General features: G+C 44.8%; 12 protein-coding genes. 1 reads left to right on the forward strand and 11 read right to left on the reverse strand.

The window, feature by feature from the left end; translation table 11 throughout:
- Nucleotides 1–96: 96 nt before the first annotated feature.
- Nucleotides 97–678: a TetR/AcrR family transcriptional regulator gene (locus AC58UU_RS20185; RefSeq protein ID WP_497318511.1), complete on the reverse strand. Its 582-nt coding sequence runs from the start codon at nt 676–678 to the stop codon at nt 97–99.
- A 145-nt stretch (nt 679–823) separates the two neighbouring features.
- Here AC58UU_RS20185 and AC58UU_RS20190 point away from each other — a divergent pair, with 145 nt between their 5' ends.
- The gene (locus tag AC58UU_RS20190) at nt 824–1,042 is read left to right on the forward strand and encodes an alpha/beta-type small acid-soluble spore protein (protein ID WP_029195127.1); all 219 of its coding nucleotides are present in this window, start codon (nt 824–826) and stop codon (nt 1,040–1,042) included.
- 79 nt (nt 1,043–1,121) lie between these two features.
- Here AC58UU_RS20190 and AC58UU_RS20195 read toward each other — a convergent pair whose 3' ends face one another.
- The 10 genes from AC58UU_RS20195 to AC58UU_RS20240 all read right to left on the reverse strand — a co-directional run bounded on the left by AC58UU_RS20195 (nt 1,122) and on the right by AC58UU_RS20240 (nt 15,262).
- Nucleotides 1,122–1,967, reverse strand: coding sequence for an ATP-dependent DNA ligase (locus AC58UU_RS20195; RefSeq protein WP_497318512.1), 846 nt, complete (start codon nt 1,965–1,967; stop codon nt 1,122–1,124).
- A 68-nt stretch (nt 1,968–2,035) separates the two neighbouring features.
- Nucleotides 2,036–3,133: an SGNH/GDSL hydrolase family protein gene (locus AC58UU_RS20200; RefSeq protein WP_497318513.1), complete on the reverse strand. Its 1,098-nt coding sequence runs from the start codon at nt 3,131–3,133 to the stop codon at nt 2,036–2,038.
- Nucleotides 3,130–4,014 (reverse strand): carbohydrate ABC transporter permease, encoded by an 885-nt coding sequence (locus tag AC58UU_RS20205; protein ID WP_497318514.1) that lies wholly within the window; start codon nt 4,012–4,014, stop codon nt 3,130–3,132. The genes AC58UU_RS20200 and AC58UU_RS20205 overlap by 4 nt, the downstream gene beginning before the upstream one ends.
- A gap of 13 nt (nt 4,015–4,027) precedes the next feature.
- Nucleotides 4,028–4,927 carry an ABC transporter permease gene (locus AC58UU_RS20210; protein ID WP_497318515.1) on the reverse strand — a complete coding sequence of 300 codons (900 nt, stop codon included), beginning with the start codon at nt 4,925–4,927 and terminating at the stop codon, nt 4,028–4,030.
- Nucleotides 4,928–4,990: 63 nt separating this feature from the next.
- A complete protein-coding gene (locus AC58UU_RS20215) occupies nt 4,991–6,679 on the reverse strand; it encodes an extracellular solute-binding protein (RefSeq protein WP_497318516.1) in 1,689 nt (562 codons plus the stop codon).
- Between the two features lie 124 nt (nt 6,680–6,803).
- On the reverse strand, nt 6,804–8,480 hold the full coding sequence (locus AC58UU_RS20220) for a response regulator (RefSeq protein WP_497318517.1): 1,677 nt from the start codon (nt 8,478–8,480) through the stop codon (nt 6,804–6,806).
- A 13-nt stretch (nt 8,481–8,493) separates the two neighbouring features.
- Entirely contained in the window at nt 8,494–10,302 is a 1,809-nt protein-coding gene (locus tag AC58UU_RS20225; protein WP_497318518.1) for a sensor histidine kinase, read from the reverse strand.
- Nucleotides 10,303–10,321: 19 nt separating this feature from the next.
- The gene (locus AC58UU_RS20230; RefSeq protein WP_497318519.1) at nt 10,322–11,320 is read right to left on the reverse strand and encodes an SGNH/GDSL hydrolase family protein; all 999 of its coding nucleotides are present in this window, start codon (nt 11,318–11,320) and stop codon (nt 10,322–10,324) included.
- Between the two features lie 25 nt (nt 11,321–11,345).
- On the reverse strand, nt 11,346–13,823 hold the full coding sequence (locus AC58UU_RS20235) for a PilZ domain-containing protein (RefSeq protein WP_497318520.1): 2,478 nt from the start codon (nt 13,821–13,823) through the stop codon (nt 11,346–11,348).
- Nucleotides 13,820–15,262 (reverse strand): L-fucose/L-arabinose isomerase family protein, encoded by a 1,443-nt coding sequence (locus tag AC58UU_RS20240; RefSeq protein WP_497318521.1) that lies wholly within the window; start codon nt 15,260–15,262, stop codon nt 13,820–13,822. Before AC58UU_RS20240 ends, AC58UU_RS20235 begins: the two co-directional genes overlap by 4 nt.
- Between the last annotated feature and the right edge of the window lie 100 nt (nt 15,263–15,362).

The following is a 15,362-nucleotide window of genomic DNA, read 5'->3' on the forward strand; positions in this document are numbered from 1 at the left end:
TATATATTAAGAAAAAACGGCGTTCACCCCAATGAGTAAACGCCATGTATAGAATCTAATGCGCCTGCTCTTCTATACTGAAAAGCGCATTCGGTTTTATTTTTTTAATAATCCAAACGAGGTATTTAGAATGGTTTCAATTTGTTCCACAGGCACCCCTGTTTTCTCTAGAATTCGAGTACCACGCAAGGCATTAGCCAAGAAGGCTCCTAATTCTTTGCTTGTGAAGCGTGTCGTAATCTCTCCATTTGCCTGCCCTTTACTAATCACTTCCTCGAGCACAAGCTGGACGTCACTAAACATTGTTTCAACTTCCTTGGTTACTTCCTCATCGCTCATTCCAAATTCCAACGCTGTGTTTACCATCAGACATCCGTTGCGGCTATCTTCATTTTTCGAACAAAGTGAAGCGGATTTTACGGTGTCTAGAATTTCCGTTGGCGACCCGCCGTGATCGACCATTTCTCGAAGTGAATCGAGATTTTGCGCTCGATATAGGGCAAGTGCTTTTAAAAAGAGTGCGCGTTTGTCTTCAAAGACGCCATACAGACTTTGTTTTTTGACATGAGTCTTATTGGTGAGATCTTCGAATAAGGTTGCTTTGTAACCTTTTGCCCAAAAAACTTCCATCGACTGATTCAATACTTTATCAACATCAAATTCTCTTGGTCTGCTCATAAGTGAATCATAAACATAGTTGACTGTGAAGTCAAGAATGTAATGAGATGTTTTCTGAGTTTTGCAAAAATTAATTTTAATAACATGAATAAAAAACCATTTAATCCACAAAATAGTCCTACACCACAAAAAAGGAGTGAATCAAATGGCTAGAAGAAACAGCAATACCTTAGTCGTGCAACAAGCAAGAGCAGCTCTTGACCAAATGAAATATGAAGTCGCTCAAGAATTAGGTATTCAAATTCCGCAAGATGGTTATTACGGCTACATGGCTACTCGTGATACTGGCGCAATCGGTGGTAACATTACAAGAAGATTAGTTCAACTGGCCGAACAACAACTAACCGGCGGAATTAGACGCTAATTCCTTTGGTGATGTGCAAGTAAAACAAAAGACTGTAACCACCACTTCCTCCTTTGGTGATTTCAGTCTTTTTTTGTGCTCAGGTAACGAATTCCATGAATACTGGGGACCGAAGTTTTCCGTTTTTGCTCCAATTTCTTGTCTTAATCTTTGCCATGATTCGTGGTTCCATATAAGCAAAATTCTTGTCTTCCTTGAATACTAAGCGATTCTTCAAACTATCTAAAGCTTTCTGGTGAATTGGTGTTACACCTGACTCTATAACCCCGACTGGGAACTTGGAGCCATCAGCTGCATCAATAGAGGCCAATAAGGCAAAATTATTTTTTCTGTAACCGGATATGTACACATCCGTATAAGTCCAATTGATGACTTTTTGCCACTGTTTGGAGCGTTTTTCTATTTCGTATTTGGAATTTTCTTTTTTAGATTTCATGATGATGCCCTCAAGTCCCTGCCCGCGAACCTGCTTAAAATATTCTACTGCATTCCCTTCGAACACTTTAACCTTTTTATAATTCTCAGTTTCAATGAACGCCTTGTCCAACAGTTCTTTACGCCCCAGTAAAGTTAGACCCGTGACGTCAATTCCTTTGTATCTCAAAATGTCGAATGCGCAGAATATCACAGGTGTTTTGTTTTTCCTTGATAAAAACCTGGCCGACATGGCTTCAAAGTCTGGTTTCCCTTGATCATCTATAACCATTAATACTCCATCGAGTATTGTTCCTTCAGGCAGGGGGCAATTATACAACTCGGGGAATTTATTTGTAATCAAGTTATTATGTCTCGTATAAACATAGAGTTTATCCATATTGGAAATAATACATCTTAGACCTTCTAATTTTAGTTCAGCTATATGATTTTTACTGTTAAATGGTTTATTATCTTTTGCGTCGTACGCTAGCATAGGAGCAATGAACATTTTTTATCACCCTACACTAAATGATACTTCACTGTTATTCATCTGCCTAATGGAACTTGGAGGAAACCTCATTTGAGGTAAGGACGCAAAAGATTTTCCAATAATGGTTTTAGCGCCTCACTTATTTTCTTATAACCCAAATCCGACGGATGAATGCCATCTACCGTGCATTCCCCGTATTCTAATCCTAGCATCTCTTCTCCATTAAAAAAATGGATATGATGATCTCCACTTTGCCGCAATCGTTCTACCGTTTCCTGTTGGAACTGCTTTCGCTCCTCCCGTTGTCGAAACATATTGGCGTCGAACGCCTCTTTTGCCAGCCGGATTTGTGAAAGGACCAGAATGGGTACTTCGGAATATCGGGACCGAAAAATTCGAATAAACTCAGGGAGTGTCTCTCTGAGACGTTCTGTGCTAGGCGTATTCCCCTCATAATCCAGAACAAGTATTGCAGGGTCGGAGATTTCGCTGATAATTTGGGCTAATTCTGGTTCTCCCTGAGCATTCCCCGAGAACCCGAGATTCACAAACTCAAGCGGAAACATCCGGCTCAAGATGTTCGGATAAGCCATTCCCGGCCGAGAAGCACAAGCTCCGTGCGTGATAGACGTACCATAGATAAGGACTCGTTTGTCAGAAACGAAGCCTGGAGAATCAGCAACCGAAGCGGATGGATCAATCCCGATCCACATCTCCTTCACCCCCATATACAAAGGGAGATTCAATGTAATCTCTTTCATTTGATCTCCGAACGATTCAAAAAGAATGGCTTCATATTCCGAAAGCGCAGGCTCGAAACGAGTGACGTTTACAAATTGCTGCTCTCCGTGTGAACCAATGTAGCAATCTACGCCGCATTGACCCGTAGCCGGCATTTGATACATATTCGGTTTATCCGCCAAAACAACTCGTACAGATAGTTTCGGGGAATCCGTCTGGAAGTGGATTTGAACACCCGCTGTAAAATTCGCAAGCCGGTCCATTTCCGATCGGATTGGATACGACGGCTTTAACGGCAACCTGCGGTAGACACCATCTTGTTTCAGCCAAGGCAGTCCCGTAACCCGAAAAGGCTCCTTCAGCGGTGAGTACCAACTCCATGCTTCATCATTATTGTCTTCGACCCTCAAAGCTGAGTCTAATTTGCTAACGTCGTTGCTCATCCCTTCACACTCCCCATCACAATTCCTTTGGTGAAATAACGCTGTAAGAATGGATACAACAGCAGAATCGGTAAGGCGCCGAGAAAAATTTGCGCCGCTCTCGCCGTTCGATCCGAAACCAGATTAATCAGTTCGAGATCCGTCGTGCTTTTCATCAAAGTTTCGAGTCCAACCACAACCGTGTACAGATAACTTTGCAGCGGATAATTTTCCGGAGAGTTCATAAATAAAATACCGTCAAACCAAGAATTCCACTGTGCAACAGTTGAGAACAATGTCACAGTTGCAAGCGATGGTGCCGACAGCGGGACATAAATGCTCCAAAGGATTCTCCAATGGCTCGCACCATCCATCAAGGCCGCTTCCTCCAATTCCTTCGGCAGACTTCGGAAGAAATTAAGCAGGATCACAATATTAAACACCGGCACCGCATGATGCAGAACTAGAGCCCAGATCGAGTCCAGCAAGCCTAGTGTGCGAATGGTCATATACAGTGGAATGATACCTCCATTGAAAAGCATCGTGAATACGAAGATCCACACATAAATGGTTCTTCCTTTCAATGCAGACGATTCCTTCGATAACGGATAAGCAACCAGCACCGTCAATACCATGTTAAGCGAAACACCCAGCAGTACCCGCTGCAGCGTAACGAGAAGAGAATGAGTAAATTCCGGCTTGCTTAATATGAACTCATAGGCTTTCCATGTAAAATCAACCGGCCATAGCTTAACCATGCCAGCAGCAGCCGCATTATTCGAACTGAAGGACAGAGCAAGCAAGTAGATCAGCGGTAATATACATATGCCAGCAAGCGCGATAAGCAGCATATAGTTGCATATAACAAACAATTTTCGTGACCATGTCATTCGCTCGACCAAGATGATCTCCTCCTTAAAATATTCTATAGTTGGCAAAGCGGTAAGCGAGTACATAGGACAGAGAAATCAAGATGAACGAAATCACGGATTTAAATAAGCCTACTGCCGTTGCAACACCATACTGCGCATCGACCATACCAATTCGGTAAACGAAAGTATCAATAATATCCCCGCTCTGGTACACAATGGGACTGTATAAGTTAAATACTTGTTCAAATCCTGCATTCAAAATATTACCGACGCTAAGCGTCGCCATTAATACAATAATCGGTGCCATTCCCGGAAGCGTAATATGCCAGGTTTGACGCCATCGGCTTGCGCCATCCACCACAGCTGCCTCATATAACGATGGGTTGATGCCTAAAATAGCAGCAATATACACAATCGTACTGAAACCAAATTCCTTCCATTCATTGGAGATTACGAGCGTGAAAGGAAACCATCTATTATCGCCAAGGAAGAAAATCGGCTTGATGCCAATTCCTTGCAAAAGTTGATTTACGATTCCCTGGGAAGGTGAAAGAATATCCAACAATACACCGCTCAGAATGACCCATGATAAAAAGTAGGGCAAATAAATGAGCGTTTGCACCCATCTTCTTACGATTTCCTTACGGAGCTCGTTCAATAGAATGGCAATCACAACAGGAACGATTAAGCCTACAACAACTTTCATACTGGCGATGTACAAGGTGTTCCAAAAAACTTGATAAAAGTCTGGCAGGCCCATGACATATTTGAAATTGTTCAATCCAATCCATTTGGACCCGAACACGCCTTTGGCCGGTACGTATTTCTGAAACGCGATCACAACTCCGACCATGGGTATATAGCTAAATATAAGGATTGCAAGCAACCCTGGTATGAGCATCAGATGTAACGGGAGTCCGATTCTCCATTTTTTACCTACCATATAATTCCCCTCCAGACCCCAAGGACAGAAGGAGGCAAGGTTGCCCTCACCTCCCATGTCTGCCTATTTATTTTTGTTAAACCAATCATTAACTTCCTTCTCGATCGATTCACCGCCCTGTTTCTTCCAGTCCGTTACAAACTTATCGAACTCATCAATTGAGACCTCGCCCATAATAATTTTGGTGAAAGTTTGATCTTGCATTTTCTTCAGCGTGGCCTGCTTTTCCGCCATAGTAGGCGTTGCAGCACCTACAAATTCATTGTATTTGCCAACCTTATTATTGTTATATTGATTGATTACGCTATAGGACCCCTCCGCTCCAAACACAACGTTAGAGAACCACATGGAGTCGTCACCCGCTTTGAATTTGGTCAGCCTGTCAAAATGAATGTTCGCTGGGAATCCAAGCTTGCTGCCATCGCCTGATTTAAGCGCATCCTGTACCTTGGCAAAAGCCTCCAAATTCGTATTTAGCGGATCGATCACAACAGGAGCATATTTACCTGGAAAAGCACCCGTCTTAGGGTCCGAAATAAATGGATTTGGATTCGGACTGTAGTTGGTTTCGTAGAAATGCTTCAAATAAATGTTGATGAGCTTAATGGCAGCCTCAGGATGCTTAGCGCCTTTTTTCACCACATAAAAGACATTGGCCGTATCCCACAATTGAGGATTAACTGCTTTGCCATCCGCGGACACAATTGGATACGCTTTCCATTGAGCTTTTGGATCTTTCGTATGATTTTCCTTTTGAATATATCCGCCGTCGGAGACAGACCCATAAGCTAGACCCAATCTTCCTGCAGCGACGTCTTCCTGCACCTTCGTCGTTGTTTTGACTGCAAATTCCTTATCAATAAGTCCGCTTTTGTATAAATCCTGCAGCTGCTTCAAGCCAGTCTTCATAGCTGGTTGAACGGAACCATAAACTAGCTTGCCACTCGCGTCTTTCGTCCAAATCTCCGGATAAGCGTTAAATCCGTTTAGAAATCCTCCAATTACACCATGACCGGAGAATAAGTCCTTATTAAGTCCTAAGCCGAAAGTATCTTCCTTCCCGTTCCCATCCGGGTCCTGCTTAGCAAAAGCGGTAGCAATTTTGACGACATCTTCAATTGTTTTAGGCTCAGGCAAGTTCAGTTTTTGCAGCCAATCGGTTCTGACCCAGATCATTTGTGCCGTGCTGACTCCTCCATTGGAGTAGGTTCTTGGTATTCCCATTAATTTACCGTTAAAGGTTGCTGCCTTTAAACCGATGCCATTATCCTGTTTCAACACATCTACCGCAAATGGGGTTGCGTATTGTTTCCAAACGGTTGTCAAATCCTCAAGCAATCCGGCTTCATTAAGCCTTTGCATTTCTTCTTTATTGACCTCGAGGAAATCCGGCAAATCGCCCGAAGCAATGGAAACGTTCAATTTTTGTCGATATTGCGATGAGTCTACCGTCCAAAGATTTTTTACTTTGAGCCCGTAATCCTTTTCGAAAATTTTCGTCCAAATGTTACTGTCGATCGAGTCGCCTTCTGCATACTTAAATGTCGCATCGACCTGCCTAACTGTCGTCACTTCAATCGGAGGATCGTATTTACCTAACGGATCGACTTTTTTGACTTCCGCTACTGCAGTCGCTTTTGTCTCAGGTGAGGATGATACCGCAGGCTTCGTATCCTTCGTGCAGCCACTTACGACAATACTTGCCATGAGCAATGTGCTGAATGAGACCGTCATCAGACTTCTTTTTTTCATTGCTTTGTCCCCTCGCTAATGTACGATTTTCCTTACATCTTTATTATAAAATGAGGCTTCTGCGATCGAAATGGGACTTTCTTGCGATGATGGACTTATATTAACGAGTTCATAATACGTTTGATCAGCGGTTTGTTTCGTCCATGGCTTTTGCCGAATCTCTATACTCAAGTGGCGTATATCCGGTCACTTTTTTGAATAAACGAGTGAAATAGTGAGCCGATTCCAAGCCGATCTCGGTGGCGATTTCGTTAATTTTGCGATCTCCGGTTTTGAGCAAAAGCTTTGCCTTGTTGATCCGTACTTCCGTGATATAGTCCAGAACCCCTTTGCCGGTCATCTGTTTGTAGAGCCTAGACAAATAAGGAGAACTCAAATAAACCAACTCAGAGAGCTTCGTTAGAGATAAGTCCTCATGTAAAAACTCATGGATATAATGATGGATTCGGCCGATAATGTCATTGGTCCGCTCGACTTGCTTTCTTCCATTGAAATCAGCCAGCGTTTCGCCAAGCTCTCGGAAATAGCGGATAGCCTCATGCCAGGAAGCATGCTTGCTTAACTCGAGCAATGGCTCCGGATCAATAGAAGCTCCGAGCTGCGCGAACAGCCGACGTCTGTTTAAGTAGGAGAGAAAGAAAGCCGACAGATGGGAAAACAGCTCCATCGCTAGAAACTTCCCTTCGCTTCCTGATAAAAGCAACTCATCTATTTGGAATAACTCCATAAACAATTGCGTGAATGGCTCTTTTTCTCCGTTGTCCATGTACGTTTCAAGCAGATCGAGCTTACGGACCTTGGACCTCATATCATTTTCAGCAAAAAAGATCCGGCTCGATCTATGCTCCCCCTGCGCAGGATCTGTTTGCTGTCCGGTAATCAGCATTTCCTTCCCCCGACCGATGCCAAGCCCAAGCTGCAGCTTGAGCGTTTCAACCCGCTCCGAAACATGTTCCCAAGGACATGGATCAGCTTCAAGAGCCAATGAAATTGGCACCTTCAGAAGGCGTTTACATGCTGATTGGACAAGCTCCGCGCTGTCACTGAGCCTATGTGTTGTCGTTGTCCAGTCCTCTCCGTCCTTCGGTTGAATGAACCAAATGAACCGGGAACGGTCATATTGAATCGCAACAAACCGAACAGATGAGGACAAATATTCTTCGGCGATATTGTGGATCGAGTAAAATAGCAGCGGTTTCTCTGAGGGCAGAGCAAAAGCACCCCATTCGTCGATTCTGCCGACAGCCGTCATGATGGACAGCTCGGGATCCAAATCAATCGCCAGATTGGCAAATCGCTTCTTACGGTTAGCGAGAGAATCTACCTCATTTTGCAAGAATTCAACCAAGTATTCCCGTCGTAGCGAGGGCAGCGCCAAATGAATCTGCTGCTTCGCTTTTTGTAAAATATGTTCCTCATTAATTTCCAGACGAATATCGGCAATCGCCTTTTCAATGGCTCGAACGATCGCCTCATCGCCTTCCGTTTTCAATACATAATCCACGCCGCCTTTGCGTATCGCTGACTGTGCATAAGCAAAATCATCATAACCCGTCAGAAATATGGCCTTGCACCGGGGCCAACGCTTTAATATTTGATCTGCAAGCTCCATCCCGGTCATACCCGGCATTCGAATATCCGTCAGTAAAATATCGACTTTACGATCACCTAGCTTCTCTAGTGCTTCAAAACCGGAGTATGCTTTGGATAGCTCTAGATCAAGATGCTCCAGCTCATGCAGCATTTCCAGCAAATAATTAACGGCAATCGGTTCATCATCCACAATCATCATATGAATCATGTTACTTGCCTCCTCAAGTTTTAATAGTCGGCATCTGGATGGGCAGCTTGATAGTAACCCTGAGTCCTCCTGTTTCAATCGGTGTTAATACAATACCGGCGATTGTGCCGTATTTTAGCCGCAGTCGTCTGTGCACATTCAGCATGCCGGTTACTTCCTCCGGATTGTCCTGGTCTATAAGCCTTATCTTCCATAGATTCCGTTCGTGCTCTGATAGTCCTTTACCATTGTCTTCAATATGAATGAGCAAGAGCTCCGTGGCATCCAAGGAATGATCAAGTTCTACGCTAATGCGCAGAAGCCCATCTGATAAGACTCCCTCAAAACCGTGCTGATAGGCATTTTCCACAATCGGCTGGAGGATTAACCGTGGTACGATAACCTGCTTGCAAACTTCAGGAATCTCGTCGAAAATAAACTGGATACGATTGGAAAAACGGATGGATTGAATCTCCGCATAAGCCCGTACATGATTAAATTCCTGTTCAAGAGCTACATTCTCACTTCCACTGCGTGTTATGTATTGAAAATAATCGCCCAAATACTTCGTGAATTGCGTTGCATTGTCAAAGTCGTGAGCCTTGGTCATACGATACAGCAAATAAAAGCTGTTATATAGGAAATGAGGATTGATTTGCGATTGCAGCTGCTTCAGCTCGGATTGTTGGGCATGTATCTTCTGCTCGTATACCTCATAAATTAACTTGTTCAAATAGGCTACCATGAAATTGAATCGTTCATATAAATAGTTAAATTCATCGTTGCTGCTATGCTTCAGCACAATCTGCATATTGCCTGATTCCACCTTGTGGAATGCGCGTACCAGCTTCGTAAGCGGGCGGTGTATGATGCGAAATATCCAGTAGGCGAAAAGTAATATAACAATGAGGGCGACTAAGGAAATCATCCACAGGTAGCTTCGGTATTTCTCTAGAGGGCCCATAACTTCACTTTCAGGCACATAGACAAGTAAAGTCGCTTCCAATTTTGGCAAATAGGCGAAAACGGTCAGATAGCTTTCTTTCTCAATACGGATCGATAACGTTTGTGCTTTTTGTTCCTTCAACGCTCCTGATGATCCCAGATTAGCCTCCGAAAGAGCGATCTGCTGTTCAATTTTATTTCTAATTAAAGTCGGTACTTCTGTATTGTTCGTATTCACAACCGTTAATTCTGGAAGCATCAAAGCAGCACCCCCCTGATCATAGCCAGAGAGCTGCTGCAAATAGCGTTTCAAAGCTGGGATCGAAATTTCCTGCTCCAGCACAAATATGGGATTACGAGTACTTGATATCAGTGGGTTCGGATAGTGCTCACGGATGAATAGTTTATTATTCGATTGGACAATGAGCGATTTAGATTGAAGCACGCTTTGTTTTAATTTCTCTAACTCCTCTTGCGGCAGGTCACCGGATAAATCGTCCGTAGCAACTTTGCGCGAAATGAGGGGGATATAGGCACTAGCCCGCTCCACGTATATGCTTGATTGCTTCATGAGCTCGAGTCTGCGCTGAAACCTCTTCATCGCTTCTATACGCTGATAGGTTGACATGCTGTCCTCGGTTAGACTTAAAGCAAGCAAATCATCGTCATTCACATACTCTCGCTGCAGACTTACCATTCTATCAATCTCATTCTCCAATAAGGTTCGGTAAAATTGAACTTGAGATTGCAACGACTTCGAAATTTCATTCTTAACGATTTCCGCTCCCCATTCATTGATCCGGGTTCCAAGCGCATACAGCGGCGAAATCACAATTAAGAATGTCAGGACAAGCTTCGTAAATATCGAAAACCGCCATTTCCTCCACTGTATGACCATGCGATCAACCACCCACTTATCAATTTGAACTTAGAAGACTATTTAACGCCTGCGCATATAAGCTGTGACCATACTCATTCGGATGGTTCACATTATTGATTAGCAAACTTTCATGTGTTTTACCCGCAGCAAGTTCATCTAGCCATAGCCGCTGAAGGTCAGCGATCCCGATCCGATATTCGAAGCTCAGCTCTCGCAGCTTGTCGGCGTATTCAGTCACATTCGGGCTGGCATATTTCCATAACGGATTCGGAAGACAGGGGGTGATAAGAACAATATCTGCTTCCGTATGCTTTTGAACTGCTTCGATCATTGTTGCTATATTCCGTTCAAATTGTGCGGGGGAAGTCGCATTCGTTCCATTTGCTTGTTTATTTTGGTCATTCATCCCGTAACCAATTGTTACCAAATCAGGAGCTTGCGCGATGACAGCATCTTGCAGCCGCTTTAACCCTCCCTCACTGCTTTCTCCGCCAATGGCTTTCATTCGTACATCAATAACCGCCCTGGGGAATCGCTTTCTGAGCGTTTCTGCAAATCGGTTGTAAAATTTATTTGCTTCCTCGCTTACTTCCGCACCTGTACTGATGCTATCGCCGAACACGACGTATTTGACAGCTTCGCCGTTTGCTAGCTTTGTGAGAATCCGTGATAGCGCTTCTGATCCGACCGCTGCGGCGTCTGTGGCCGCAGTCGGATCGTAACATTCATAATCAGCATAAAGGGTGTACATCTTATTCGTGCAATCAGGGTAATCGCTATGATTAAAATCCGATTTCCCATAAGTCGGATGCTTGCTCCAATCCGGGATGGAGCTGGCTGCCGTACGCCTTATCGTGCCGCTTTCATAATCGACGATGTAGTCTGTTCCTTCTGAGTACAGTACTTGATCCGGATATTCGGAAGATGCTTTGCTGCGCAAGCGAAGGCTTTCTCTCACCAGTGAACGGAAACGCAGCTTATGTGGTTCTGCAGCCATCATAACAATCGATTCACTTACCTGATTACGAGTATTCATATTTTCTCTCCCTAGAAGATGACCTTTACCATGATATATCAATTGTACCGCTAATCTTAGACAAGAGTAGTCGATTTCCTACTATTTTACCTGATAAATCCAAATACTGTTCACCGTTCTTCACTTCGACATTGCCTGCCTGCAGCGCTGCAATTGGCGGATAAATGGTCACATCTGCCTCAATTAGATTGTAAACGCTAATATTACGGACAGTTCGTTTCTTCGATGTTGGAAACGGCTGATTTTCTCTGGACGTGATGCGTGACGATTGTTTTTGATTAACAAATACACGGCAATCGTCATGAAACGTTCGATCAAGCGCATAAGTAGCCATTCCTTCCCCAATAATGGCAGATTGTCCAATGATGACCGGAGCACCATCTGGAAAGCGAAGCTGCAGCGTTACGGATGTGTCCTGTTTGCAGCCGGTAAGTATAAACCCGTTGTCGTGTCTGGCGATGAACATAAGCGCTGGATTTGCACCTTCCTCTCCTTTGGTCTGGAAGAAGGAATAACCAAATTGTTGCAGTAAATAACGCACGATAACTGAGCTATCCATGAACTCCATTTCCTGCCTTACGGGTAGATGCGTCACGCCGGCCGATTGAAACGGCAGCGATCCACGTACCCAACCGACCTTTCCTCCGTCCCATTCAGGTAACGCTCTAGTTAGCGTAAACGTACGCTCTAGCCCATCCTGCTTCACTGTTGCATGTACGTGCGTAAATGGGTCAGCTGCATCATCCACGACCTCACTTAACCCTCCGCCGGAAATGTGCGAGCTGTGATCGAGCAGATGAGTCCCATTTTCCCTCTGTTGTTCAACACTCGTGATCGTATCTTCCGGCAATGACAGGTTGACAGAGAAAGTTCCTTCAAGCGCATGCTCGATTTTGAGATTCAGCAGTTGGCGTAGAGCCGGATCTTCGACAGTGCCGTAGATGAGTATCTTTCCTCCATGACGGACATATTCGACGATTCGCTGCGCCTTCTCCTCTTTTATCCAAAAGGCAGATGTAAACAAGATCGTATCTTGAAGCTTATGGATGGCATCGTCCTGCATAGCGAAAAAGTCATCGGTGCTAAGAACCGTATTAAGCGGCAGCCCTTGGTTAATCGCATTACGCACAAACCAATCATTGAAAAAAACGTGGCTCGAATGCTTGCCCGATTCAGCCATAGCTTCATGCAGCTCTCGAAACGGATACAACCAAGTTAGAATCCCGGGCTGATCGGGCGCATCCTTGAAGGCCTTCTTGATATGAGGAATAACCTCCATCGGTACATCTTCATTTAGCTCGCCTTTTTCCGTATCAATGGTCAAAATTTCCACGACACGAGGACTCTCCAATTCTCCATCAGCGTTAACGCGAGCAACGGAGAGTGGACAGTAAATGTCATGCGGCTCTCGGTCGTACAGATCCCACCACGGATTTTGCCAGAACCAAGGGTCATTGGCATAGAATCGGAACGGGTAAGTCTGTCCAGGCAGCACAGCAATGCGCGACATAAAGCCTGTCAACTCTAGGCCGAAATCGTAATTAAGCGCTCCCCAAGGCGAGTTCGGCGGTGGAAATTCGATATAGTTTCTCTCATAAAGTTCAAGCAAGGGAATGCAGTCCTTGGCCAGATCCATGCCCGTTCCGTAGTTCGTCCCGCGTATTTCAGTTCGGTAATTCGGGCACTCCTGCTTGAATAGTTCCCAGAACGACAGCATCTTCGACGACAGCTCTTCATAGTCCGCCAAAGCAAGCTGCGTGCCATCGTAATTAGCTCCCAGATACGTCCAGGGAAAGTACGATAGAGCGAATCCATTGGAAAACCAAATGTAATCAAAGCCTAATGTAGGTAAAAAGCTTGCACACTGCCGTCCTAGAAACTGTCCAAATGCTGTGCCATCAGGAATGCCGTTAGGATAAGCTGCATAAGAGGCGGTATCTGCTTTCATCTTCGACCAACCGCATACGACCGTATAATCCGCCTTCAACGAGATAAATTGCCCGTTTACTTCGGCGCGATTGATTTCCGGGTGCAGCTTATATTTGAAATCCGAGTAGGCAAATTCCGGTCCTGCATCAAAGGTGGCTCCCACTTCCATGCGAATGCCGTAACGCTCAGCTGCAACTTTTTTAAAGGTTGCGATGATGAATTGCAAATCACCGTAGGTGATTCGGGCCGGTTCGCTGATGTATGGTTTGGCGATTCGCGGGTCTTTGTCATCCTTGATGTGGCCGAAGTACTCCTCATTCGCGAATCCGATGTAGCGGGCCCATTCGATCTCACGCTGCAAATCACCGTCCCAGACAAGGATTTCGCTTCCATCAGCGACCCACAGCAGCACGGAACAGCTGTCTGCCATACCAATCAGAGGAAGCCACTGCCTAATAGCTTCCGCACATACGGCTTCTATGGCCTCAGGCGCCATACTTTTAAAAGGCTTTAAGCTCATTTCCAATGTGACTCTTTGCAAGGTTTTTGGATTATCAGGTATACTCATACTCATACGATTTCCACCTCAATGCCTAGTACTTTGGCGACATTACGGATCTTCGAACTCACATGCCCCACTCCAAGCGCAAAGTGATGCGTAGGACCAGCCGAACACCATCTTTCCACGAATTCTGCAACGCTGTAATTAAATTTACAGCGAGTATTCGTGTTTCCTGTCTGGGGAATTTCCCCTTTGATCGATTCGCCTTCCGTGGCGATCATTTTGAATTTGCCGTCAGCGGTTTGTGAAATACTGAGCAAAGTAACAGGGCCTGATTTGATGCTGAATTCGACGCCGATTCCCGAACCGCTTTTGCCATGAAACAGATCCAATCCGCGAATGATCGGCTGCCCGTCGCTAATCTTGATGTTGTGCGGTCCGTCATGTCCGACCAGCACGATATCATCAACGAAGTCGCATGGATGCAGCTCCGCGAACGAGCCCCCTGCATCAAGACGATCCATGATTAACATCGCTGCGCACGTTTTCAAATCGGCTTCACCGGCAAGCGGAACCCCTTTACCCGTCAACAGCGAGTTGCCGAGCACCATATTCGATCCGATTCGTTCATATTCATTATTGTCCAGCCCCCGGTAATAATAGGCTAGGCCTGTTAACCCGAATTCCAATATCAGTTTATCCAGCCCGACTGCCACTTTTGCTGACCATTCCAGATCTTCCTGCTTGATCGGTCTTGTCACCGGATCGATAAATGGATCGGATACTTTGAAAACGCTTTTAATTTCATCTAGTTTGTCGGCCGTTTCCTTAGGTGTTGCCCCATTTACCAGCTTGGCTAAATCGCACATCTCCAGCATTTGCACATGAGAGCCAAAGGAAGCCGTAAAAGCCGTCGGATCGGAGTTCATATCATACATGCCCTCATAGGTATGCCCCATATAACCGATTTTTGCATATTTGAATGCTCTGCGCGTATTGGCGACTTGGCACCATCCTTGTAATTCCTTCATCGCGCGTTCATCATCATAGAGCGTTCCTACAATCATCCCTGCCGCAGGCCTTCCCGCTCGCACAAGCACGCCGCCTATTTCAGGAAGTGAACAAATATTATCGTTGACTAACTGCATATAAGTCGTTGTATTACGATAATCAAGACGCTTCCTTGGCTGCAGAGCAACAAGAACTGTCGGAACGGACAAGTTCAAGATAGGGGTGGCAGCTGTCGAAGACGTTACATACGTGCTCAGGAAGCAAAATAGGAAATCAACATCTTGGCTTTTCAAATAAGACGATGCAGCAAAAGACTTATCTACACTATCGACAAATCCAGCCGAGACCACCTCGACGTCATTCTTGCGAAGCATTTCCTCAAATTCACGGCCGTAGCCTTCCAACTCTTCTTTTAACCCCGGAAATTGTGCCCAATAAGGCTCGTGACCAACCGTTATAACGCCGACACGCGCTTTTACTTTTTTGAATAAAGTACTCATTTCACTTATCATCCTCCTTGGTAAGGTTACCCCTTAAGCTTAGTAAAATCAGTCTATTGAAACAATGAACAATACAATAATTATTTCAATAATTCTACGA

The sequence above is a fragment of the Paenibacillus sp. JT22N1 genome, from assembly GCF_059692155.1.